At 35.2% G+C, this 23411-nt stretch carries 22 protein-coding genes and 3 pseudogenes; 6 read left to right on the forward strand and 19 right to left on the reverse strand.

The window, feature by feature from the left end; genetic code table 11:
- Window positions 1-243: 243 nt before the first annotated feature.
- Window positions 244-708, forward strand: coding sequence for a hypothetical protein (locus tag QUF94_RS17720; protein ID WP_289317005.1), 465 nt, complete (start codon window positions 244-246; stop codon window positions 706-708).
- A 135-nt stretch (window positions 709-843) separates the two neighbouring features.
- Entirely contained in the window at window positions 844-1179 is a 336-nt protein-coding gene (locus QUF94_RS17725; RefSeq protein WP_289317006.1) for a hypothetical protein, read from the forward strand.
- A gap of 142 nt (window positions 1180-1321) precedes the next feature.
- On the opposite strand, the gene QUF94_RS17730 is transcribed toward QUF94_RS17725, so the two are convergent.
- On the reverse strand, window positions 1322-1636 hold the full coding sequence (locus tag QUF94_RS17730) for an MTH1187 family thiamine-binding protein (protein WP_289317007.1): 315 nt from the start codon (window positions 1634-1636) through the stop codon (window positions 1322-1324).
- 1369 nt (window positions 1637-3005) lie between these two features.
- On the opposite strand from QUF94_RS17730, the gene QUF94_RS17740 reads away from it, so the two are divergent.
- A complete protein-coding gene (locus tag QUF94_RS17740; RefSeq protein WP_289317008.1) occupies window positions 3006-3323 on the forward strand; it encodes a hypothetical protein in 318 nt (105 codons plus the stop codon).
- A 541-nt stretch (window positions 3324-3864) separates the two neighbouring features.
- On the opposite strand, the gene QUF94_RS17745 is transcribed toward QUF94_RS17740, so the two are convergent.
- The 17 genes and pseudogenes from QUF94_RS17745 to QUF94_RS29115 form a co-directional block, all read right to left on the reverse strand.
- Window positions 3865-5202, reverse strand: a complete 1338-nt coding sequence (locus QUF94_RS17745) for a YjiH family protein (protein WP_289317009.1) — start codon at window positions 5200-5202, stop codon at window positions 3865-3867.
- A 100-nt stretch (window positions 5203-5302) separates the two neighbouring features.
- Window positions 5303-5521, reverse strand: a pseudogene (locus tag QUF94_RS17750) (urocanate hydratase); the annotation flags it as partial.
- 520 nt (window positions 5522-6041) lie between these two features.
- Window positions 6042-6251 (reverse strand): annotated as a pseudogene (locus tag QUF94_RS17755) (phage major capsid protein); the annotation flags it as partial.
- Between the two features lie 227 nt (window positions 6252-6478).
- Window positions 6479-7069 carry a YdeI/OmpD-associated family protein gene (locus tag QUF94_RS17760; protein WP_289317010.1) on the reverse strand — a complete coding sequence of 197 codons (591 nt, stop codon included), beginning with the start codon at window positions 7067-7069 and terminating at the stop codon, window positions 6479-6481.
- 523 nt (window positions 7070-7592) lie between these two features.
- A pseudogene (locus tag QUF94_RS17765) lies at window positions 7593-7713 on the reverse strand (iron chaperone); the annotation flags it as partial.
- Window positions 7709-8119 (reverse strand): SMI1/KNR4 family protein, encoded by a 411-nt coding sequence (locus QUF94_RS17770; protein WP_289317011.1) that lies wholly within the window; start codon window positions 8117-8119, stop codon window positions 7709-7711. The pseudogene QUF94_RS17765 and the gene QUF94_RS17770, both read right to left, overlap by 5 nt.
- A 180-nt stretch (window positions 8120-8299) precedes the next feature.
- Window positions 8300-9055: a class I SAM-dependent methyltransferase gene (locus QUF94_RS17775; protein ID WP_289317012.1), complete on the reverse strand. Its 756-nt coding sequence runs from the start codon at window positions 9053-9055 to the stop codon at window positions 8300-8302.
- Between the two features lie 257 nt (window positions 9056-9312).
- Window positions 9313-10401: a DUF4179 domain-containing protein gene (locus QUF94_RS17780; RefSeq protein ID WP_289317013.1), complete on the reverse strand. Its 1089-nt coding sequence runs from the start codon at window positions 10399-10401 to the stop codon at window positions 9313-9315.
- Entirely contained in the window at window positions 10398-10919 is a 522-nt protein-coding gene (locus QUF94_RS17785) for a sigma-70 family RNA polymerase sigma factor (protein WP_289317014.1), read from the reverse strand. The genes QUF94_RS17780 and QUF94_RS17785 overlap by 4 nt, the downstream gene beginning before the upstream one ends.
- Before the next feature lie 252 nt (window positions 10920-11171).
- Window positions 11172-11519: a VOC family protein gene (locus QUF94_RS17790; RefSeq protein WP_289317015.1), complete on the reverse strand. Its 348-nt coding sequence runs from the start codon at window positions 11517-11519 to the stop codon at window positions 11172-11174.
- Between the two features lie 253 nt (window positions 11520-11772).
- Complete coding sequence (locus tag QUF94_RS17795; protein ID WP_289317016.1) at window positions 11773-12630, reverse strand: MBL fold metallo-hydrolase; 858 nt, start codon at window positions 12628-12630, stop codon at window positions 11773-11775.
- Window positions 12631-13351: 721 nt separating this feature from the next.
- The gene (locus QUF94_RS17800) at window positions 13352-14185 is read right to left on the reverse strand and encodes an MBL fold metallo-hydrolase (RefSeq protein WP_289317017.1); all 834 of its coding nucleotides are present in this window, start codon (window positions 14183-14185) and stop codon (window positions 13352-13354) included.
- Between the two features lie 51 nt (window positions 14186-14236).
- Window positions 14237-14659 carry a MarR family winged helix-turn-helix transcriptional regulator gene (locus tag QUF94_RS17805; protein ID WP_289317018.1) on the reverse strand — a complete coding sequence of 141 codons (423 nt, stop codon included), beginning with the start codon at window positions 14657-14659 and terminating at the stop codon, window positions 14237-14239.
- 411 nt (window positions 14660-15070) lie between these two features.
- On the reverse strand, window positions 15071-16279 hold the full coding sequence (locus QUF94_RS29110) for an LVIVD repeat-containing protein (RefSeq protein ID WP_483313663.1): 1209 nt from the start codon (window positions 16277-16279) through the stop codon (window positions 15071-15073).
- A 438-nt stretch (window positions 16280-16717) separates the two neighbouring features.
- Window positions 16718-16894 carry a hypothetical protein gene (locus QUF94_RS28880; RefSeq protein ID WP_353957797.1) on the reverse strand — a complete coding sequence of 59 codons (177 nt, stop codon included), beginning with the start codon at window positions 16892-16894 and terminating at the stop codon, window positions 16718-16720.
- 143 nt (window positions 16895-17037) lie between these two features.
- Window positions 17038-17229 carry an N-acetylmuramoyl-L-alanine amidase family protein gene (locus QUF94_RS28885; RefSeq protein ID WP_353957815.1) on the reverse strand — a complete coding sequence of 64 codons (192 nt, stop codon included), beginning with the start codon at window positions 17227-17229 and terminating at the stop codon, window positions 17038-17040.
- A 588-nt stretch (window positions 17230-17817) separates the two neighbouring features.
- Window positions 17818-18756, reverse strand: coding sequence for an alpha-helical endospore appendage domain-containing protein (locus QUF94_RS29115; RefSeq protein ID WP_483313664.1), 939 nt, complete (start codon window positions 18754-18756; stop codon window positions 17818-17820).
- A gap of 341 nt (window positions 18757-19097) precedes the next feature.
- Between QUF94_RS29115 and QUF94_RS17825 the strand changes: the two genes are divergently transcribed.
- Window positions 19098-19238: a hypothetical protein gene (locus QUF94_RS17825; RefSeq protein ID WP_289317019.1), complete on the forward strand. Its 141-nt coding sequence runs from the start codon at window positions 19098-19100 to the stop codon at window positions 19236-19238.
- 148 nt (window positions 19239-19386) lie between these two features.
- Here the strand turns inward: QUF94_RS17825 and QUF94_RS17830 are convergent, their stop codons facing one another.
- Window positions 19387-19833 (reverse strand): Lrp/AsnC family transcriptional regulator, encoded by a 447-nt coding sequence (locus QUF94_RS17830; RefSeq protein ID WP_289317020.1) that lies wholly within the window; start codon window positions 19831-19833, stop codon window positions 19387-19389.
- Between the two features lie 288 nt (window positions 19834-20121).
- On the opposite strand from QUF94_RS17830, the gene QUF94_RS17835 reads away from it, so the two are divergent.
- Together QUF94_RS17835 and QUF94_RS17840 are read left to right on the forward strand one after the other, a co-directional pair.
- Complete coding sequence (locus QUF94_RS17835; RefSeq protein ID WP_289317021.1) at window positions 20122-21276, forward strand: serine hydrolase domain-containing protein; 1155 nt, start codon at window positions 20122-20124, stop codon at window positions 21274-21276.
- Window positions 21277-21483: 207 nt separating this feature from the next.
- Window positions 21484-22692 carry an MFS transporter gene (locus QUF94_RS17840; RefSeq protein ID WP_289317022.1) on the forward strand — a complete coding sequence of 403 codons (1209 nt, stop codon included), beginning with the start codon at window positions 21484-21486 and terminating at the stop codon, window positions 22690-22692.
- The last annotated feature ends 719 nt before the right edge of the window (window positions 22693-23411 follow it).

The raw sequence follows: 23411 nt of genomic DNA on the forward strand, positions 1-23411 counted from the left end.
AGGACGCACCTTTTTTGGTGCTTTTTAATTTTGATTCAATCATACATCCTCCTCACAGCTCCACCAACTCTATTGTAAGTATCGATTCATTCCCATTAATTCTTCATCATCTTTAAATCATTCTTTTCAAATATTTAAACGAGAATTAGAAATAAAAAATATTTTTGCCCCTTAGCAGATTCTTTGTACTAATCTCTATTTCTCCTAATAAACTTAATAAAAAAACTATTTAGGAGGGGTCCAATGTTTAATAAATCTACGAATAGAAATCTGAATAGTAATACTCCAACTATTTGTAAAATAAATGACGTCACTTACCAAAAGTACCATCTATATAAGAAATCATATGATCGGGAAGTATTGGTAATAAAAGATTACGGTGAAGACCGTGGTGTTACCAATAAAAGTATTGCGTTATTCGAAGCAGTTAAAGACCAATTTGACCGTTTTAAAATTGCAAAAATTGTTAAAGAAATTAATGACGACAATATTTTGGTCGATAGCGACCTCATCCTTATAGACAAAAAAGGAAATGAGTTACACCTATCTGGTTGTAGTTGCGGGTATGCTGGAACTGGTTCACATGGGACAGTTGAAATTTTGAATATGGCTGGATTCGAGATAGATAGAAGGTTTGTGATTTGCTCAAAAGGATTCACCCTTTTTCATCCAAATGAAGAAAAAGAACTTTATGGCGAACGTTTATAATTTTCAGTGAATATAGAATAAATACTGGAACCATTTTTCAAACAATTGTCCTTTATAGGATTCTTATCTACACTACTGTTCTTCTTCATCTTTTTTTGAGCCTCATTTGTCATTATCACTACCTATTCTCATAGCATGAAATATATACACTTGGGCACGGCAGGATGCAAACAACAGCAGGTGCCTAAGGAACTCGAAGAAAAAAATGTGGATGGATATTCAAAATACATGGATTATGCCAATAAAAATACGAAATATCATACAAGTGGGCAGCCTGTCGGTTCCCTTTCATTTTATAAAAAAGCCTTGGTAACTGAGACACTCAGTAATACCAAGGCTTTAAAGCTATTTATACATGGACATATATTGTTCGCGTTCCCATGGGTAACCTTCGACCGGAACATACTTCATAGCATAATCAGCCCCCAATTGACTGTCAAGTCCACAAGGCTCGAATTCCATGTCTCTTAAGGTTTCCCATGGTTCCTACAGTCCCCCTAGTCAAAAAATCAGCTCTCATAATGGACTAACTATCCTATGAAGTATTATCTTAATCTAATGCTCAGTTCTCCTGTTTTTTTAACCATTTCACTGGAGACCCTTACAGAAGCTTTTATTCCTCAAGCATGCCCTTCACTCGCTTTACTTTGTCTTCCATCTTGCGTTCTTTATCACGACGGTCATCGATTCGGATATTCGTACAAACTCTAGCAAGACCTTTTTCAAAAGGTACTTCGTGCATCGCTTGGATCACTTCAAACAATTTAGGCAGGTCGCCTTCAATGATTGTATTCATGGGTGTCAGTTGAAAACGAATTTCTCCCTTTTTTTCATATTCCTTTAATACTCTTTGAATATCTGCCACATAGCTGCTAACACTTGGAGTTTGTGTACCAACTGGAATAACTGTTACATCAACTATTGCCATTCTTATTCACCAATCCTTTTTATGTATTTCACTCAAGAAGCTTACTGTCATCTATCCTAGACGGATGTTTTTTACTAGTATAACTCAAACTTTGCACATACGTAATTAAATATAAGCTTTGAGCTAGTTACCACTTTATTGTTTCATAATTACATCTTTCGCATTAATTTTCCCTTACAAGTAGTGAATACTGCTACTTCACATATGCTGTGTGTATGTGACAATACATGAGATGTAGGAAATTTTTTTTGAGAAGCAGTTTATTTTACAGAATCATTCGGTACAATATCCACATTTCACATAAATTCAGATTGGCTGATCGTGCATCCAATCCAATTGATACATGTTTGATTGGCCAATTGCTTAAATTGAATTTTCTTTGAGGTTTCTTTGTTTAATTTAAAATCAAACATGAATTCAGATTCCTTATTTCTGCTTTTTATCGAATTTGGAAATCCCCCTATCTCACCTTCTAATCTCGAAATTTTTTGGACTTTGCAACAGGCAAGGTCTATATTTATTCCTAACATCTAGTCCATTGATATTGATTCAATTGCATACTTTAGAACTTTCGGTGCCTTTTTAATTCCCTCTGTTCCAATAAAACTGCTCACACTCGCTATTAATATGCTTGAAGAAATAAATTTGACTACATAAAAAATTCCTGATCCAATAATTAGATCTAGGATTAAAAATCTTTTAATTGTTGAGCCTTTAATTATATAAATAACGATTTGATTGTTTTTTTTCCTAGTCAGCTTTGTCACACCCTTATCTTTTTCTAAATGGTATGACAAAGAGAGGTTGTCATATACTTTGTTATTGCCAATCTATTATGGGGTAATACAATCCAACTCCTCTGATTGTTCCACACCAATCCGAAGAGCTAACGAAACAAGGTATATAGTTAATTTTTCCGATTACAAAAAAACCTTTATTGTCTGTTGAAATGCTTTTCCTTGGACTAATACAACCATTGCAAATTCAGTCGATCTAGATTCACTTAACGAAGAACTTCAAGAAGAAGTCAAGGAGTTAAATACAACGCTTTGCCTGATTTACTGATTGTTTCGTCAAAGATGGTATGAGAAGTTTACTTTACTAATTGATGTTGTTCACGAATCAACGAGAAAGGCTATTAGGGGAGACTTTCCACAACTACCGCAGTAATTATCCTTTTTCAAATACATGGCATCCTTTTTACTTTTATCCGTAAAACTTACTATCCTGCCTTCAACCGCTCTTCGAATATCTTTGAACATGACGTACGCACCATAAGTTTCCATCGTACTATAGAAGTGTTTTTCAACTTACTTACCTACATCTACGGTATAATAGACCTATAAGATTTTATAGGAGGTGTTAAAACATGGTTAAACTAAAAAAAATTACCGAAGTATTAATTGATGTAAGAGAATCTGCTTTAACAATAGATTCAAAAGAATCTTGGAAAAAGATCACCAAAAAATACGATATGCTTATAGTTGGTGAAAAATTCAACAAAATTAGCACTATAGAACTGGGACATTCATTAAAATCAACCTATAATTATGAAATCGCCAATGATGAAATTCTTGAATTGGTTCCTAGAGCATGTAAAGAACTTGGAATGAAAACAGGGGAAATGAGATTATTAAAAGAAAAAGACCCCAGAAAAATAGATGCATATTCTATTGATTTATTTTAATAGTTACTAGTAGTCTCTGTTGTTATTCTATTAAAAATCAGAAAATTCAGTTATCAACGAGGGTGATTTTCCTTTTAGTTTCATGTTTTTTAACAGTTCGATAACCTTTAAATCCTCACATTCCATTTTTGTGAGGGTTTTTTAGTTAGCCGTTTTCTCCTAACTCCTTTCAATTTGTTTCCCCGTTCTCCATATGCATGAATATTTGAAAAAGCCATTCCAGTTTTAGTATGTGACGTATATGGGTGAAGAATTAATACTAGATCAGAAATTTATAAAGATGCGCGAAAATAGTACTAATCACGAAATGGTTTCTTCTTGTATATGATTAGTAAATAAAGCACACTTTTTAAGCGTGCTTCATTCATTGGATTTTCCGCCAGTATGAGCAGTTTTTTTTTTCGTGATGAAGCCATGTATATCCTACAGGTTGATTTCCCTTTCGAGTAAAAACTACTTTTACTTTTCGACCTTATAATACAATTGCATATGTTCGATTTATGATCGATAAGTTCTCATATAATTAATTCGTTGTTTCGTACTAAAGCAGCAATATTGCGATAGGTGCTGTAATAATTAACGTAATGAGCGTCCGTTCAAACCAGATTACAACCAACTTCGTAATGCTGATTGGGATTTCGGTTGATAGGATACAAGGTATCGTCGCTGAAAAGAACAATATGGATGATACAGAAACCACGGCAATAATGAACTTAGTTACCAGAGGTGCTTTAACTACAAGAAGCGCCGGCAGGAACATTTCCGCAATTCCTATAGCTGAAGCTTTTGCAGCCAAAAATGGTTCAGGTATTTGTAATGCCCAGGTAAAAGGGTAAAAAAGATAGCCAAGTAAATTAAATACTGGAGTATACTCCGCTAATACAAGGCTGATGAGCCCAACGGACAAAATGGACGGTAGAATGCTCATAGTCATAAGAAAACCGTCCTTTAAGTTTTCCCATAAATTTCTGCCAAGACTTACGGAATTGTTTGCTCCCACCATCGCACTGTTCCAGGCATTTTTGAAAAGTCCTTCTTTGATTACTTCTTCTGGATCCGCATTATCCGAATAATATTCGTCGCTCATTTTATTCAATGGCCAAATACGTACGGTAATAGCAGTGACAAGATACGTTATCCCTAAAGAAACCCAAAAGAAAAGGGACCATATGTCCATAAGCCCGAGAGTTTTTGCTACAACGATCATGAACGTTGCCGAAACGGTTGAAAAACCGGTTGCAATAATGGCAGCTTCTTTAACGGTGTACTTTCCTTCTTTATATAGTCGATTCGTAATGAGCATACCAATCGAGTAGCTTCCTGCTAAATCAGCAACCATATCAACTGCTGAGCGCCCTGGCGTTTTAAATATCGGCCTCATGATTGGCTGCATCAGTACACCCAAAAATTCGAGAAGCCCGTATCCAATGAGTAGCGCCAAAAATATAGCACCAAAGGGAACGACAAGTCCAACAGGTATGACAAGTTTTTCGAAAAGGAAAGGACCCATACTTGGGGCCATTAACCATTCGGGTCCAATCTTGAAATATATTAAGATCGCAACAACAGCGCCTATTACTTTTAAGAAAGAAAAAACTATTGATACCTTATCTTTATTACAGCTTTTTGAAATAAACGGATAAACAGCTCCCAATAGAATGACAATAAGCGCATAAACAGGAACGGCTGACGGCAAGGTTACTTTGATCCATGTTACTATATGATCAATTGGTATGCTTGAAACATCATTTATGGTAATAGGAATAAAAAACATAAAACTTCCTATTAAACTATATATAATAAACTTCAATATATTCGTAGTTGATTGAATTTGCGGCTTCTCTTGTTTCGTATTTGTCGCCACATTTGGTGATCCCATAATTATTCCCCCTATTATATAATTCATGCTGGGTAAATTCTTGGCGTTCAAACGGGCAAAGCCCCGTGGATTGCCGTTTCTTCGATCATACCTGATCAGTTCATGTATCAAGCATTGGAATGTTAATTCCTTTTTCACGTTGTTTTAATTTTCCAGCTCATATCCGGCATCAGCGTGACGCACTACACCCCATAAGAAATTGTGGTCAATGCGTGACTCTGCTTCTTTCGTACCGTCTGCCACAATAACCACTCCTACATGTAAAAGAGTAACCCAATCCGGCTCCGCCGCCGTGATGGACTGATACCCATGTAACGCCTTCATCCAAGAACTATTTTATTTTTTGTATCCGCTTTCATTTTATAGACCTCCTTGTTATTTAACATTCATTGTATACTGAAAATTCTAATAATATATGTATTGTTTGATGATTATTTTATAATTTATTTACAAAAATTCATCTATTAACGTTCATTTTATAATCTATATTAAATTAGAGCGAAATTTAATTGCAGAATGTGTAGTTTTGGTGCAAAAAACTTAAACTGATGGAAATATGAGTCTATGAGACTTTCCCATCCTTACCTACTAAATAGGTTTCTATACTCAATTAAATGAGATTATAGGACTACAAGAACGATAAGGATACACAACAAAAGTATGATATAACAAAAATAAGCCCTCTCCATTTGGAGAGGGCTTTTTATCATGCTGCAAACAATATAGTGAAAGTAGCTTCACCTGCCTTTTTATCAGCTGTTTTCTTTTTAGCTTTCTGGAATTTATATAATGCCGACTCTGTACCTCTGTACGCCATCCCCATTTGTCCCACATTTTAGATCCTTCAATAAACCAATAGGCATACCTGATCCAGTACCAGTAACGTATCTACGTTCAAGACCAACTGACATTGCCTCTTAAATCATCGTGCGGACATACCGTTCATCCCACACAGGACAAATTTTTAGCATCTCATTAGATAGTGGAATAAATGCGGTTAATTTAAGTTAGCTGATTTTTTCTTTACGGAACGTAGCATTTAATTGCCCGGCCCCCGTTAGTTCAAAAAAAGTGTACCTTTCAGCAAAAAGCCAAAGGGTACACTTTTGTGTGCAGTATTTTTCTTTTTTTAGCTGGTAATGCGTAAGCCTGGTACACGTAGTTTGCTTATACTCTACGAATCAAATTATATGATTGGGTGTTACCTGCGATTCAAAAAGGAGTTCGAATGAACAATATCTTAAAGTTTGATTAATTTGTTTTCTCATCGAATAAATTAATCATTTAATCCCTTTCCATTGAGAATTTGCTGCATATATTTTTCTACCCTTCGCACTCGAGTTTTGGATTGTTTGGGTGCAGAAAAATAAAGAATGTATGCTCTTTGCCGTCCCGGCGTCAATGCTTCAAAAGCAGTTTTCAAGGCAGGGATTTCATCGAATTTATTTTGAAATTCTTCAGGAATTATGAATTCTGCCTTCTTTTTAAAATTCACTTCCAAACCAGATTTTTCAACTTCAATGGCTTCATAAATATACCCTTTCAAGATGGTTTCCATTTCAACTATTTCTTGAACATTGGTGAACCGAATCTGGCGCGCCGCCTGTACATTCTCCGTTTGTTGGATTAGAATCCCATGGGCATCCTGTAACAAGGATCCTTTGGGAAACAAAAGCGCACAATATTCTTTAAATCCATGTATTAAAACTATGTTTTTTTTCTCAAACGTGTAACAAGGATGCATCCACTTAAATTCTTCGGTCAACTCACAATCAAGAATGATCTTTCTCAATTTCCCGAATTCTTCCTGCCACTTTTTAGCTTTACTTAAATATTCATCAACCTTAGGATTCATACTATTTGTCATCAAGGAACACCCCACTTCAATTTTTCGATCGTTTGTCAGACAAGATGATCATTCTCAATTTCTCCAATTTCTTTATAATGGGAGATTAATTGATGTCGTATCAAGCAGACCTCGCTTGGAAAGTTTCAGAGAGCTTATGTCGCTAATCTGCCCGATAGTTGAATAAGAAAATAGATCGTGCTAAATGTTAAGCTAATTCGTCACTATCCTTATCACACACATATAAATGGTGTTCAATCCAGTTTGTATTACTACCATCCTACTGAACTAATGTGTAAGCGGGTTCGGGATGAGCGAATTCATCAACTCCTTAATTCCCTTCGTTCAGCCATTTACCGTTGACGAATGCCGCGTTTTTCATTCTGCTGCACATTTGACTTTTGACAAACGAAAATAAAAAAGTGTAGTGTTCGCCACCCTTAATAATCCGATTCCCGATAAACTTCATTTGCTTTGGGAACGGTTTTAAAATCAAATCCTAAAACCAAAACAACCAAAAAAGTGGTTGCTTTTAAGCTCATAATTATTTCCGCCAAAAAGTTGAACAGTCTGCCTTATCGAAAATATTAAACTCGATCCTCAAGTAATGAGAAATTAACCGGACTATCCCACAGGATATGTACTAACTGCTTGGTGTGATCATACCAGCCTGCACAATTTAATAAATTCTTTTAAGTTAGAAGCTAATTCTTCTAATTCTTCGGTTTCGTGATACCAAATATAAATTTTACTATCCATTATCGTATCAACAATCCGAAAACATAATTTGTCCCCTGTACCATCTTCACCAATAGATATTAGGTCATCAGCCATGCCTTCATCTCTCACATCTTGATTTTGTCTTACAATATCATCCCAGGTTCTCTTTAAGTTTTTAGAGTCTTTAATAGGAAACAGAGTCCATTCATCGATCTGAGCATTGTTAGATAGTTTAAAAAGTTCTTTGTATTGTTTGGGAAAAACAACTCCTAATTGTTCTTCTGCTGATTTTATATCTAAATCCGTAACACCAGGTTTTCTTGTGTCAATCAAATCGATTACATCATTCATTTAATACGTACCATCCCTTCATATTCTTTTGCATAAAACTTCTTGATTTTTCTTCAAAAACCTTCTTCAGCTAATCCTGCCCCTTTAGTTTATTAAGCAAAGGCCACCAAATGGCAGCCATGGATCTCAACTAACACACCTGTTAGTTGAACAGATGATTTCTAATCAAAATATTCAACTTTACTTTTTTAGTTTAAAAACTATAAAATCAGCACATCTAAAATCTTCTTCAAATGAAGGATATTTTTTTAACATCTCTTTTGATGGCTTCGGTTCTATTATACTTTCTAAAATAAAACCTGTTTTGATTAAAGTGTTTATATAACTTGTTAATGTTCTATGGAAGAATAGCATTTTTTCTTTATCTCCTAAACCTTGTTCATACACACCTTCATAAAAATATTTATCTACGTTCCAATGCAACTTTTTACCGTCTCTTGTTTTCTCCCAACCACTTTCTGGAGTAACAAAACAAGGATGTAAAATCGAAAATATAAAACAGCCTCCATCTACTAATAGACGATACATTTCTTGAAATGCTTTTTCGTAATTTCCAAGATCTTGAATAACCATATTGGATACTATTAAATCGAAACTTTTATCTTCTAAAGGATTCAAGTCTTCACAATTACCCTGCATATAATCAATTAACAAATCATTTGGAGTTCTTCCTTTAGCAATTTCTATCATCCGTGGTGAATAATCCACAGCAGTTACAGTCGCTTCGGACCTCGCTAAAATTCGACTTAAATACCCCTCACCACACCCAGCATCTAAAACTTTTTTATTACTTACTGTTTCCATAAGTGATAATAAAGTTGGATTTAAAAAAACTTCTTTATGAAGGTCTCCTTGTTCGGTATGATTTGCAGAATATGTATCCGCGAAACTATCCCACCTTTTAATCGCTTCTTCTGTACCAATATTTTGATTCAATTTAACTCCTCCCTGTTCTTTTGCTTTAAGTTCATTCCCAATACTTCGATAATCTTCTTCTTCTAACCTGCCCCTTTAGCTCCATAAGAAAAAGAGCTGCCAAAGCAACTCCCTTAATGAAGTAAAGCACCCTTTAGTTCATTAAGAGTAGGTTTTCTATAGGGGAACAACGTTCCCCCCTTTCTTGTTCACACTACCCGTTAGTTGAACTGTTAGTAAAAATGAAGATTATACTAAACCATCAAGGAAACACACGCCTACTTAGTTAATGGTATTTTAATTTCATTACCAACTTCAAGAATGCAGTTTTGGCGAACCTTAACTGGAGCAAAAATCATAATATATTCGTCATCTGCGCCGGCTACTTCACCTTTACTAAAAACCGGTTCAACTTTTTCACCAGCTGATTTTAGGAATACACCGGATTTTTTATCATCTACGATATAACCGTATTTTTTATCAAATCTCCTTGCATTAAGGAATTGATGTTCCAATTTACTCATCACTCTATATTTCATTCCGGTTTCATCCCTCATAAGCTTAGTATCTTTTCCTGTAACAACAACTCTTGTTTCTAGTGCTGAAAACTCTACCTGCTTAATCTTGTATGTTACTTTTTCAAAAACGAAATCTTTATTTACTGCTACTGTTTCTCTTTCTGAGATGGCAGATTTATCAAGCTTGAAACCGAGTGGCCATATCGTTTGTACGTTACGTTTCTCGTTTTTATCATATATTGTTAAATTTTCAATTTCTAAACGAATGTTTTGTCCTTCATATTGTTTTATTGATTCAAAAGATAATGCTTCAGCTACTTTATTTTTTTTACTATCGTAATATCTGCTTCCCCAACCCACATTATCTAATGATTTCTTTTGTTCATTTCCAACAATCAAGTTGATAGAACTGTCACCCTCAAAAAGGTCGACATAAAAGTTTTTTAAATTTGTTTTTTTACTTTGATAGGTCAATAAGAGTTTTGTCTCCTTATCATCCATCATCACACTCTCAAAATGCACTGTTATGTCATGCTTTTCATCATAAAATGTTTGATCAACAGCTTGACCATGTCCTAGATCAATTGCAGTTCTTACACCTTTATCATCAATATGCTTACTCGAAAATATTTTATCATATACCTCTTGAATAGCTGCTAATACGGGTGTAAATGTTAATGTCGAAACAACAATCAAGCAAACTGCTGCAGCTATTGAAAACCTTTTGTATAGTTTTCTTTTCTTATTGCTTCGTTGCTCTAATTTTGCTTTTTCTACGCCAAGTTTTGTTCTTTCGTGTAATTCTTTTGGAATCTTAATTTTTTCTAACTCTTGCTTTATATTACTCACGAAAGATCAGCCTCCTTAAATTGTTTTCGAAGTTTACCTAACGCACGATATAACACCGATTTTGCTGATCCTATAGGCATATTTAACAAATCTGCTATTTCTTTAAATGAATAACCCTCATAGAACTTTAAAATAACGATACTTTTTTCATCTTCATTTAACTGATCTAGTAATTCTTGAAGTGTTATTGAAAGTGGAATATCTTCATCCTCAAAGCTAATGCACTCATCATACTCTGGTTTAAGTTGAACCACATTTTTATTCTTTCTAACTAAATCAATGGAACTAGTGATTGCTATTTTTATTAACCACGTCTTGAAATACTCTGGATTTTTCAATGTTTCTATTTTTTTGAAAGAACGATATGCCACCTCTTGAACCACATCTAAGGCATCACTTTCATTTTTGACATATACATAAGCCATTCGATAAATATCTTCTTCATATTGTTGGAAAAGTTTTAAAAAGGCTTTATCATCACCTTTTTGAGCTTTTTTCACTAATTTAATTATTATCATTCACCCTCTCCGTTTTAAGTCTACACACATTAGACAAACTAGAGCTTCATTTGGCTTAGATTTTTTTCTTTTTTCTCAAAAAAATTTTAGACCATAATAAACAAAGATTAAATGAGCTTGTCTCTATCTATTTGTAATCCTTCTTGCACTATTCTGCCCCGTTAGTTGCATAAAGAAAAAGCTGCCTTAAAGACAGCTCCGATCTTCAGCTAAACCACCCGTTAGCTCAATAGCAAAATGAATTACAACTCGTTATTTCTCCCAAAGCTCGATCAGTCGACCTTCAGGATCTTCAATCCAAATAAACTTTCCAAATTCACTAATCTCTTTTTTCTTTGCAAGAGGTACACCAATATGTTCAAGATGCTTAATAGTCTCGTTTAGATTATGTACTTGGAAATTTAACATCACTTGTTGTTCTGTTGGAAAATAACTGTCATTCTCGGTAAAGAAAGAAAAGATAGTCTCATTTTCTAATTGGGGTTTTATCACAGTCCCATTCCAATTTTCTATTTCAATCTTCAACACTTCACTATACCATTTTTTTACAACTTCAAGATTCTTAGTTCTCCAAAATATTCCTCCGAAACCTTTTATCATCGTATCTAACTCCTGTCTGTCATCAAATTTTTAGCTATCCGATTACATTAGATATTCGAGATTTAAATTTAAGTTCCTTGTTCAACTATACTGCCCCGATAGTTGCATAAGAAAAAGCTGCCTTGAAGACAGCTCCGATTTTCAGCTAACGCACCCGTTAGTTCAATAAGAAAGGCATCGTCTCCAATTTTATAAAATGCCCACCGTTAACTAAATAGGAATTCTTATAAACCTTGAGGACTGATCTCTTATGCTAATTATTTATTTCGAACCCGTTCACAAAGTATCCAATCGTTTCAAGCTCTTCTTCATTTAGCTCTCTGTTTAGCTTGAGTTGATAAGAGTTCTTTATATCTTCAAAGCGTCCCTCATATTGATCTGTCAAGGTGGCTACAGTCCTTAATAGTATTGCTTCTTTCTGATATTCATCCTTCGATATTGGCTTCCAATGGGATAGGACATAGATTTCAGCATCAAATTGATCGATTGTGTCTAATAATTGAATCGTACTTTGAGTCGTATAATTCCTTTTGTTTGAATAGATATCTGCATAAATAGAGTCGCCAAGGAATAGTATTTTTTCTTCTTTGATATAGACAATGATAGAGTCTGGGGAATGATTGCCACCTACATGCTGCAAAAGACAAGATACTCCTCCTAGATCAAGCTCCATTCTCTGTTCAAAGGCTAAATCTGGTAATGAAATGATAATATTTCTTTCACTTCCAAATTCTCCTTTGATTGCATTGGCACAAAATTCAATTTCCAATCCCGATTTCACTCGTTCTTCTAAAGCAGAATCTGTCCATTCGTACGAGACAAGGTTCTTAATTTTAGCTTTCGTTTGAATAGAAGCAACAGACAGCATATTCAAAGCAGACAAACCAAAAATATGATCCCAGTGCCAATGTGTAAGCACAACGATGCTTGGAAGTGGAATACCTTGTTCTTTAAGCTCTTTAAGAAAACAATTAGCATGTGCTTCTGAATTTCCTGCATCAATCATTAACGATTTGTTATCTCCAACCACTACACCTAGAATAGGTCTATCCGTTTCTGAAACAGGTGTTTGATACCAACATCGATTGCTGATTTTTTCCAAAGTTTGCATATACTTTCCCCCTAAAGATACTATCCTTCAGTAATTCCATAAGTATCTTAATAAACCCTTTGTCGCATTTTTAAAAGTATATGCTTATATTTCGTGAGTTACTGCAAATGATATCAAACGTACCCAACGCTTTTATGAAGGATGGGGACTACATCTGGAGAGTGGCCCAATTATTCAATATAATGAATAAAATGATTTCCCCGATTCGAAAAAAAGCTACAGTACAACTTATTACGATTTTAAACTATTGCGCCCTTTTTAAAGTACAGTGGACTACTTGTTTTGGCAACCCTTCGAGGACGGTGGCTATAAAAAACCTTAATAAATAAAGGAGAGTACATATTAGCCATGTATACTATGTACTCTCCTTTTTCTTTTAGTGAACTAACGCACCCTATAGTTTAAGTACATTTCTTCACAATCTTGTTCCACAAATAGAAAAGTGTTGCCGAAGTAACAACCTTACTCAATAAAAAAACCTCTATCTATCTTATTTCTTAGAAATTCCTCAAATGTAATTTTTCCTGTTTATTGAATACAATTAGTATTTTTCCCATCTAAGAATGATTTGTAAAGGTTTCCTGGTAAAAAAAGTTGGGGTCAACGTGAACATCATTATGATCACTACTTACCATGTAGCCGCCACCAATTAAACGTCATAAGCGGCCTCCATTGTCAAGATGCGATTTAAGATAAGATCCCCTTTTTATAAAAATCTTGATCATACTTTTACAACTGTTCCCACATTGCAAGAAAAGAACTTTTGTCCGAATTCTTGAGCTAAGCTCATGCTTACCTCGAAGCCGGTACAATGGGACACTCCAAGGCGTTCAATATTCAATTCTTTCAACGCTTGAATGCTTTTTTCCTTCTGTTCGTCGCTTACGCACCATAAATGAGTGCCGCCGATAACGGTATGAATTCGGTTTTCACCGGTCTTTTGGACTGCATAATTGAGAATATTGACGATGCCTGCATGAGAACATCCTAGAATGACAAACAAACCTTTTTCCGTTTTGATAATAATGGACTGATCGTCCATAACCTGATCTTGGATATAACCTTCTTCCGTCTGCTGGACAATATCGGTATCGCCATGTTCAAAATCTGATAATCGAGGAACCTCACCTGTTAGATAAACATTTGGAGCGATTTCGGTAAATTCCGTGTTGAATTTAAAATTGGCCCCGTAGCTTTCAAGGTCAACTCTAGAAAAAGGGACTCCGATGTATTTATAACCCATCCGAACAAGATATCCTTCTTTGAACAGGTCAGGATGTGCAAAAACATCAACTGTTTTTGCCTCAACTGCCTTTACGGCAGCCAGCAGACCACCAGTATGATCGATATGATGATGGCTCAGTATAATCCCTTTAATACTGGTTAAATCTTTTTTGAATACTTTCGCGTTATTGAGCAGTGCCTTACCTTGACCAGTATCGAAGAGATAATTACCATGATCCGTTTCCAAAAAAACAGACCAACCGTGTTCCGCAATCGCTCCCAGGTTACTGAACACACTGTTTTCAGAAAGAACTGTTGCCTTAACCTTCATAAAAAATCCCCCTTAAAGTAGTTTAGATACTAAACTATATGTTTAAAAAAATTATTTCTGCAAAAACTCATTTAGCTTTTGAATGCATTTTTCGAAAATTTCGATCTCCTTTTGGTCTAATTGAGCGCTAAGCTCTTTGTAAAAATTCAGATGTAATTCTTCGTGGACTCGGTAAGCACTTTTTCCTTTTTCAGTAAGTGAGATAATTACCGCCCTAGAATCATCCGGGTGTGGGGAACGCTTAACGAGCTCTTTGCTTTCCAAACGTCCGATAATCTGCGTAACCGCACCTTTCGTTACACTGAGACGGGTGGCCAGTTCACTCATGAGGATACCACCATCGTAACCAATTGCGTCAATCGTGTGAATTTCACTTGGCGTCAAGGGGCCTGCGTCTCCAAAGGTGCGGGGATGACGTTCAAGTCGTTGGAGCTGCATAAATAAACGACCTAGATTACGGCTTCCTGTTTTCATACTATACATGTTGTTTGATTGTTCAGAATTTTCCCTATTCATACATTTAGTTTAGCTGTTAAACTATTTATTTGTCAAGGGAACCTTTGATCACTAACCTGCCGCGATAGTTCCATAAGAAAAAGAGTTGCCAAAGCAACTCTCTTATTGAAGTAAAGCACCCGTTAGCTTAATAAGGTGTTTTATTATGCAAAGAATAGTCCTGTTATATGAGTCTTACAAGCTAGCAAACCCTTGCTACATCAAGGGTGTATAAAATCCTGAATAAACGATAAAAAACGACTAAGAGCCAAACTCCTGATACACATGGGTTTGGCTTTTTTAGCTACTTCCAATAATGAGATTTTATGTTACCTTCACATGAATACGATATACATCATGAAAAAAGGGAGGGCACAAAGATAGAACACTCTAGCCTCCTACCGTAAAAATCGCCAATCCGAAAGGACCATTTAAAACGCCTGCACCAAACTCCCTTACACGTACAGGATCATTAGGATAATTGATAATATCATAAATTTCTACCGTACTATTATTAAAATTTGCTGCATACAGAGTGTTATCTGTAATTGCCAATCCCTGAGGACCACTTAAAACTCCTGCACCAAACTCCCCTACATGTATAGGATCCGCAGGATAATTGATAATATCATAAGTTTCTATCGTACTTTCATTAAAATTGGCTACAGACAGAGTCGTACCTGTAATAGCTAGTCCAGTAGGCCCACTTAAATTTCCGTCATTCACCTGCCCTACAAGGATAGGATCATTAGGAGCGAAAATATCAAAAAATGCTACATTGTCATCGAGTTGATTTGATACATACAAAGTGTTACCTGTAATCGCTAATCCGTTAGGACTATTTAAAGCTCCTGGAAACTCTTCTCCAGTAAACTTACTCACAAATATAGGGTCATTAGGAGCAGAAATATCGTAAATTGCTACACCACTGGCATCGCCTTGATTGGCGATATAAAGAGTGTTACCTGTAATCGCCAATCCAGTAGGTTCACTTAATCCCGTACTAAACTCCCCTACACGTATAGGATTCGGAGGAAGTATAGGATCCGTAGGAGCAGAAATATCAAAAATTGCTACTATGTTATCGAATTGATTTGCGACATAAAGAGTAGTACCTGTAATTTCTAATCCCATAGGGCCACCAGTAGGACCATTTAAAACGCATAGAGAATCTACTGAACTAAACTTCGTTACAAATAAAGGATTCGAAGGAGTGGAAATATCAAAAATTGCTACCGTGTTATCGTCACGATTCGATACAAAAAGAAATGTAGATACCACAGGAGGAAGAGTTCCGATTAAATCCAGAACATTTTCAAATTTGAACTCCAAGAGCATTTCCTTTTTGATGACGTCGCGAAGGGTTCTTTGAACACTCGAATCAACAGCAAGAAGTTCAGCTAACGACACCACTGCAGGAGAAAGTGCGGTTCCTGTAGGTAATGTTCCTAGAACAAATTGAAGCTTCTCTGCCTCGGCATTTATGATGTGAGCCAGAGCTAGTTCTTCTAGGGCAATAGAGCTTAAAAGCAATGGAATGGTCTGTGCAGTAGTAATTGAAATGGTAGGTGTAATATTGGGGATGTTCGGAAAAGACAATATACTTGCATCCTTTCTAGGAAACCGTCGAATCATCTGATTCCATGTATAGATAGGTCTCCTACTTTTATGATTTGAACGTTCATAATTTTAAAAGCAATATCATGAACAAAGAATTTACTAGTTATTCTCTCCATTTTATGTAACAAGCGTTTGGATGACTGAGTACTTGCCTTGCTGTAGAAGTACATTCTTTATTGAAAGATCTCTTTTATTTCATTTATGGAACACCTACGATATGAGTAGGAACGCATATTATCAATCCAATAGTCCTCTCCTCTGGCTATTTATAAAAAAACACTTCCGATAACATCTGATTATGCTAACTAAAAAGATGCATAGGATATGCACTTGTCTTTTATAACTTTTTGAGTACGTACCAGAACCTAATTTCTTAACTTGATGGATATTCTTGCGTCTCCCATATTTATATTTTTTCTATAACAATTTGTTTAGCTGTTTAAGATGACGTTTTACTTCATTCAATACATTTTCGTCATTTGTATAGGCCCCTATTTGGATACCATCAACAATTACTCGATGTATATCTTCTGTAACTTTTCTTGTTAAATTAAATACTTTTGCAAACCCATTTTCTGTTAAGATAGCACTCATTTTTGTTTCACCTAGCACATGAAAATTTGCTTCTTTTGTCCTCGGTCCCAAAGTCCATTTACCTTCATAATTTCTTGACGCATAATATCTTGATATGTTGCTGTTATTGAAGAGTCAGACAAATTGTCATGAATATAATCTTCTTAACCTTGGGCTTGCTCATTATATGAATTAACATGGATAGAAAGAAAATAATTTGCTCCCCAGCTATTGGCTTCATCTGTACGTTCAGTTAATGTTCGATAAATATCTGTTGTTCTACTCATTTTGACTTCAACATTTTCATATTCATTGACGTGAATGTTTCGAATACGAAGTCCAATATTTAAAACAATATCCTTTTCTTTTCAGTTATTTCCTATCGCACCACTATCAAATCCTCCATGTCCTGGATCTAAATATAATTTAAACATCAAATATCACCTCCTAATACTCTTTCTATTAGAGGATGTAAAATACACTAATAATGCTTGTACTCTTGTAACATAGTAAATGAGTAAATGTGTGTAAAGAACAGCTGTATTAACGTCCGTTAATCCGCGTTATGGTAACAAAAAGAGGTTGGATACCTTTTAGATACCCCACCTCTTTTTGCCTATAAGTTTAATCTATTCATCATGTCCCCGAATACTATATATTCACCATCTTTCACAAAAACACATCGGAATTTATTCCGGTGTGTTTTTTTATGTTAACCTCACATGTATATCATATACATCTTTCTTTTATGATAAAATAGGAACCTATTAATTTATATAAATAAAAATGAACAACATTTTCTCCCATGTATGTATAAAAACGAGCTAATATTCAGTTCGTTTTTTATTTCTATTATTCATTAATCAATATCCAGCTAGAAAAAGTAGTATTCGATTCTTTTATAAAATCATTCACTACATATTCAGCAGTAACTAAAATAATAGTTACGGGGTGCAGTTCATGATGTCAATAGAGGTGCCAATAATGGTACGCCCCAAAACAAAAAACGTAATCACGACGTTTCCAGGTCCATCAGTAGCTGTGAAAATGGCAGTAAAGTTGCCCAATGCATCTGTAAGAGCAGGATTAGGGGTTATAATACCAAGAGCAGGATTATTCACTTCAAAAGTGACCGGTGTACCTGCTGGAGCAGGAATTCCATCAAATAACACTTGACCAGAAATAACAGATTCATTTGGACCTGTTCCAAAAGCACATATCGTATCTGGATCGACAAGAAAGGAAATAGATATTAAATCACAATCAACAATAGTAATAGTGACAGTATCGCTTGCTCCCGAAGCAGAAGCAGTAATCATTACAGTCCCAGGTCCGTCAGTAGCTGTGAAAATGGCAGTAAAGTTGCCCAATGCATCTGTAAGAGCAGGATTAGGGGTTACAGTACCAAGAGCAGGATTATCCACTTCAAAAGTGACCGGTGTACCTGCTGGAGGGGGACTTCCATTCACCAACACTTGACCAGTAAGAACAGATTCATTTCCACCTGTTTCAAAAGCACATATCATAGTTGGATCAGCATTTATGATAACAGTTACTGTGGGTGGAGGAGGAACGGTTGCTAATAGATCCAGAACATTTTCAAATTTGAATTCCAAGAGCATTTCCTTTTTGATGACGTCACGAAGGGTTCTTTGAACACTCGAGTCAACAGCAAAAAGTTCGGCTAACGACACCACTGCAGGAGAAAGTGTGGTTCCTGTAGGTAATGTTCCTAAAACAAATTGAAGCTTCTCTGCCTCGGCATTCATGATGTGAGCCAGAGCTAGTTCTTCCAGAGCAATGGAACTTAACAGTAAAGGAATCGTCTGCTCTACCGTAACAGAAATGGAAGGAGTGATATTGGGGATATTTGGAAAAGACAATGCGCATGCATCCTTTCTAGGAAACCTTCGAATCACCTGATTCCTTGCATAGGTTTCCTACTTTTGTGATTTGAACGTTCATAAATCATAAACAAGAAATTTACTAGTTATTCTCTCTATTTTATGTAACAAGCGTTTGGATGACTGAGTACTTGTCTTGCTGTAGAAGTACAATCTTTGTTGAAAGAGCTCTTTTATTTCATTTATGGAACACCTACGTGAAATAACGTTAGAAATCTCAGGGTGAAACCTAAAAAGATACTGCCAGCTATTTTGGTTGTCCTGGTGAAGAGGATTGCAATAAAAACAACTTTGAAGAAGCGATTTCTTTAGCAAAACAAATGAATGATGGATATCCTTATAAATTTAGCAATTTCGTTTTGGCTGAAAAAGCAACGGAATTGGAAGTAGAAATCGTTTGGACTCAAAAGGGTAGCAAAGGCAGACCTTTAAAAGAAACATTTACATTCACTGCTGAATAATAAGAAAAAAAAAGGCCGAAATAATCGGTCTTTTTTTTGAACTAACGCACCCGTCAGTTTAAGTGAAGTTCTTCACATGCACATCATTATCTGGCTATAAACTGTATTGTGAAATTCATCTTAACTGGTTTAATACATACATATTATTTTAATCTTTTAGCATCATGGCCGAGGGAAGCAACGGTTTATAGTCAATAGGTGAGGAAAGAGAAATTAGTGTAGTGGAGTTACCATATTTCATACTTTCATTTTCAAATAGTTCAAGTTCTTTTGTAGATTCAACTACTACTTTAATTAAGTAATTATATTCCCCACTTATACGATGGCACTCTACCACTTGTGGTGTATTTTCACAATAATCAACAAAATTAAGACATTGTATGGTTCGAAATAAAATAAAAGCTACTGTTGACTTACCGATTTTATCATTTGATACAACAGTCCTGTAATTTGAGATAATTCCTTGTTCCTCTAATTTTTTTACTCTTTCCGTTACCGCTGGTTGAGATAAACCTATAAGTTTTCCAATGGAAGTCATTGACAATCGTGCATCACTCTGTAAATGCATTAATATATCTTTATCTACGATATCCATACAAAATCACCCTTTTAAAATAAAGTTAAATTAACAAAAACACCTTTATGTTAAAGGTTATATCCTCTTATTTTATAAGTTTATCATTAATATATATAATTTAATATTATAATTTTAAATTATATATTGTTAATATCTTCACCTTTTATAAATCGAAAGAAAAAGATGTAAATTACTTATAATTTATAATCATTATTCTAATAATTCAAATGATTTATTATGTAAAATCAATGTTTATTTTTTTATAATTAAGTTGTTCTTAAAATTCATATAGGATGTGATGAACAAATGTTAACAACAGATAAAGACATCATGGGATTGAGTAAAAGGGTTGATGAAGTAATAAATAAAGCGATCGAAAACAACAAAATCGTTGGTACGGTGACTTTAGTTAGCAATGATGGTGACCTTATCTATAAGCGTGTTGCAGGTTACGCTAATCGGGAAGAAAAAACAAAAATGGAACAGGACTCGATATTTCGCCTTGCATCTGTTACGAAACCAATCGTTTCTGCAGCAGCTTTAGTATTGGTCTCCAAAGAAATAATTGGTTTGGATGATCCAATTACTAAGTGGCTTCCGGAATTTCAACCACGGTTAATAAACGGTGACAAACCTACTATTACTGTAAGGCACTTGCTTACCCACTCTGCTGGGTTGACATATGGATTTTTAGAGCCTGAAGGAGGAGGAGCATATAAAAAGGCAGGGGTTTCAGATGGAATGAACCTTTCAGGACTTTCTCTAGAAGAAAATTTACAAAGACTTTCCTCTGCCCCGTTATTATATGCGCCTGGTACGAATTGGGGTTATTCCATAGCAGTAGACGTGTTGGGTGCAGTTATCAGTAAAGCTTATGGAGATTCGTTGCAAACATTAATTAAGACTCTAATAGCTGACCCATTAAAAATGGCGAATACATCATTTGATGTTAAAGATAATCAAAGAATAGTTACTCAATATCTAAGTAGTTCTCCTATTCCTAAAAGAATGGGTGATAAGGAAGTTGCTCAAGTATTTGAAGGGACCGCAGGCATAGTGTTTGAACCTGCTCGTGCATTCGATACCAGTGCTTTCCCTTCAGGAGGTTCCGGAATGAATGGAACTGCAGAAGATTTTCTGTATTTCCTTGAAGAGTTGAGGTCAGGAGATTCTTTATTACCAAATGATATAAAAAATGAAATGACCAAGATTCAAACCGGAAATTTACCATTAGCCAGCTGGCCTGGAAGAGGTTTTGGTTTAGGATTTACTATATTGAAAGATCCCAAAGAAGCTAATACAAAAGAGTCCATTGGAACATGGAGATTAGGCGGAGCTTATGGACACTCATGGTTTGTTGACCCTATAGAGAAATTAACAGTTGTTTCTTTTACAAATACTGCATTTGAGGGTATGGCTGGTCAATTTACTGTAGACTTAACCGATGCTATTTATGAGTGATATTAAATAAGTTTACTGGAAGAAAAGATGGTTTTAATAAATTAACAGAATAGCCTTACTTTTATATATTCCTATAAATCATAGGCACCTTTCTTAATAAAGAGGTGCCTACTTATATATTTTCTTCTTTTTAAATAGAAATTTATTTTATGTATATAAAGGATTGGCTTATTAAATAAATATCAATATAAAAGAGGTGCACATCTTATGTCACAAAACGGAAGTTCAACTACACGGAGTGCTGCAATTGCCTCTTCACCAGAACGCCTTCCGTGGAACGGTTTAATTACTCTGGCGATGGCTGGATTTATCTGTATACTCACAGAAACTATTCCTGCTGGGTTATTAATAGAGATTGGTAATGGACTAGGAGTTACTGAATCCTTTGCTGGCCAACTAGTTACTTCATATGCTCTTGGATCATTATTAGCTGCTATTCCTTTAACTACGGCAACTCAAGGATGGAGAAGAAAACCTTTGCTGCTTCTATGTATCGTGGGATTTCTTTTATTTAATACTATTACAGCTTTTTCTTTTAATTATACTTTGACGTTAATAGCTCGCTTCTTTGCTGGTGTAACTGCAGGTGTTCTTTGGGGAATGACTGCCGGATATGCCCGTCTAATGGCACCGGAATCACTTAAAGGGAAGGCTATGGCGGTAGCGATGGTCGGAACCCCTCTTGCTCTTGCATTTGGTGTTCCTCTTGGGACATTTCTTGGTTCCTTTTTGGGTTGGCGCTCTGTCTTCGGAATTATGTCATTTTCAACTTTACTATTAGTTATTTGGGTTCTATGGAAACTTCCTGACTTCCCTGGACAATCTACGGAAAAACGCATACCTCTATTGAAGGTTTTGGTCACCCCAGGGGTAAGATCAGTACTATTTGTTGTATTAGCATGGGTACTTTCACATAACATTCTTTATACTTATATTGCACCTTACCTTGACCATATAGGTCTAAGCCAAAAGATTGACATGATATTGCTTATATTTGGAATAGCAGCATTAGTTGGTATTTGGTTTATTGGAATATTAATTGACCATAAACTACGTTCGTTGGTTTTAATCAGCATTGCTGGGTTCGGTTTGGCATCTGTGACACTAGGCATTGGCATGAATCAAACTATTATCATCTATCTTGCAGTTACTTTATGGGGTCTTACATTTGGTGGAGCCGCAACACTTCTGCAAACTGCGATTGCGAATACTGGTAGAGATGGTGCAGATGTTGCTCAATCAATGCTTGTTACAACTTGGAACTTAGCTATTGGGGGCGGAAGTGTAGTTGGAGCATTCCTTTTGGAAACCGTTGGAGTATTTTCTTTCCCTTGGGCAATGTTCTGTATATTGCTAGTTGCGTATATTGTTGTATGGAAAGTTAAAACACCTGGTTTTACTCCAAAACACAAATAGAACAAATAAGAATAGAGCTCAAAAAAAACACGCTATCCAATATTGGATTGTGTGTTTTTACATTTTCAGTTAGATACTCTTTGCCTATTTTTCTTTATGGCCAGGCAAGCACTTTATATCCTGCAATTACAGTTTAAGTAATAAAAGCTTTTATCAATGTTCTCCCCCTCTATAAAACTTACTTATAAAATTGAAAATAGTATCAAACTTTATAGAAATGCTTGAGTTTTCTTATTCAACTATCCTGCCCCTATAGTTCATTAAGAAAAAAGGCCACCAAATGGCAGCCCCCTGATCTAAACTAACGTACCTGTTAGCTTAATAACTAGTAAATATTAATTTTTGTTCTTTAAAAACAGCATTTCAAAGACGAAAGCAATTAGGCATAATCCCATTACTGAATCAATTATATTTTGAACTAACATTGAATCAATTTTTAGAATACGAGTGATAATATCAGTAAATAAAATAAGAAAGAAAAACAACCGCAATATTTTTTTCTTTTTTGAAAGATTAGAAACAGGTTCAAAAAAAGTATTTAACTTCATAAAAATTCTCCAATTTACCTTTAATTTATATATTTCATTATACCTAAAATGTGGTGGTAAACTGTCTTTTCATTTGACCAATTATTGGTATTCCTTGTTGAACTAACCTGCCCCGTTAGTTGCATAAAGAAAGAGCTGCCTTAAAGACAGCTCTGATCCTAAGCTAAAGCA

The organism is Peribacillus sp. NJ4, assembly GCF_030348345.1.
In the GTDB taxonomy this organism is placed as follows: Bacteria; Bacillota; Bacilli; order Bacillales; family DSM-1321; genus Peribacillus.

What these genes read in the sequence shown, in the direction of transcription:
- QUF94_RS17830 (WP_289317020.1), bottom strand. Translation starts at nt 19,833, where the DNA reads ATGGATATCGTAGATAAAGATATATTAATGCATTTACAGAGTGATGCA.
- QUF94_RS17745 (WP_289317009.1), bottom strand. Translation starts at nt 5,202, where the DNA reads ATGGGATCACCAAATGTGGCGACAAATACGAAACAAGAGAAGCCGCAA.
- QUF94_RS17730 (WP_289317007.1), bottom strand. Translation starts at nt 1,636, where the DNA reads ATGGCAATAGTTGATGTAACAGTTATTCCAGTTGGTACACAAACTCCA.
- QUF94_RS17795 (WP_289317016.1), bottom strand. Translation starts at nt 12,630, where the DNA reads ATGCAAACTTTGGAAAAAATCAGCAATCGATGTTGGTATCAAACACCT.
- QUF94_RS17760 (WP_289317010.1), bottom strand. Translation starts at nt 7,069, where the DNA reads ATGACAAATAGTATGAATCCTAAGGTTGATGAATATTTAAGTAAAGCT.
- QUF94_RS17840 (WP_289317022.1), top strand. Translation starts at nt 21,484, where the DNA reads ATGTCACAAAACGGAAGTTCAACTACACGGAGTGCTGCAATTGCCTCT.
- QUF94_RS17800 (WP_289317017.1), bottom strand. Translation starts at nt 14,185, where the DNA reads ATGAAGGTTAAGGCAACAGTTCTTTCTGAAAACAGTGTGTTCAGTAAC.
- QUF94_RS17740 (WP_289317008.1), top strand. Translation starts at nt 3,006, where the DNA reads ATGGTTAAACTAAAAAAAATTACCGAAGTATTAATTGATGTAAGAGAA.
- QUF94_RS17835 (WP_289317021.1), top strand. Translation starts at nt 20,122, where the DNA reads ATGTTAACAACAGATAAAGACATCATGGGATTGAGTAAAAGGGTTGAT.
- QUF94_RS17720 (WP_289317005.1), top strand. Translation starts at nt 244, where the DNA reads ATGTTTAATAAATCTACGAATAGAAATCTGAATAGTAATACTCCAACT.
- QUF94_RS17785 (WP_289317014.1), bottom strand. Translation starts at nt 10,919, where the DNA reads ATGATAATAATTAAATTAGTGAAAAAAGCTCAAAAAGGTGATGATAAA.
- QUF94_RS28880 (WP_353957797.1), bottom strand. Translation starts at nt 16,894, where the DNA reads ATGAGTGCTATCTTAACAGAAAATGGGTTTGCAAAAGTATTTAATTTA.
- QUF94_RS17770 (WP_289317011.1), bottom strand. Translation starts at nt 8,119, where the DNA reads ATGAATGATGTAATCGATTTGATTGACACAAGAAAACCTGGTGTTACG.
- QUF94_RS17790 (WP_289317015.1), bottom strand. Translation starts at nt 11,519, where the DNA reads ATGATAAAAGGTTTCGGAGGAATATTTTGGAGAACTAAGAATCTTGAA.
- QUF94_RS17725 (WP_289317006.1), top strand. Translation starts at nt 844, where the DNA reads ATGAAATATATACACTTGGGCACGGCAGGATGCAAACAACAGCAGGTG.
- QUF94_RS17805 (WP_289317018.1), bottom strand. Translation starts at nt 14,659, where the DNA reads ATGAAAACAGGAAGCCGTAATCTAGGTCGTTTATTTATGCAGCTCCAA.
- QUF94_RS17825 (WP_289317019.1), top strand. Translation starts at nt 19,098, where the DNA reads ATGAATGATGGATATCCTTATAAATTTAGCAATTTCGTTTTGGCTGAA.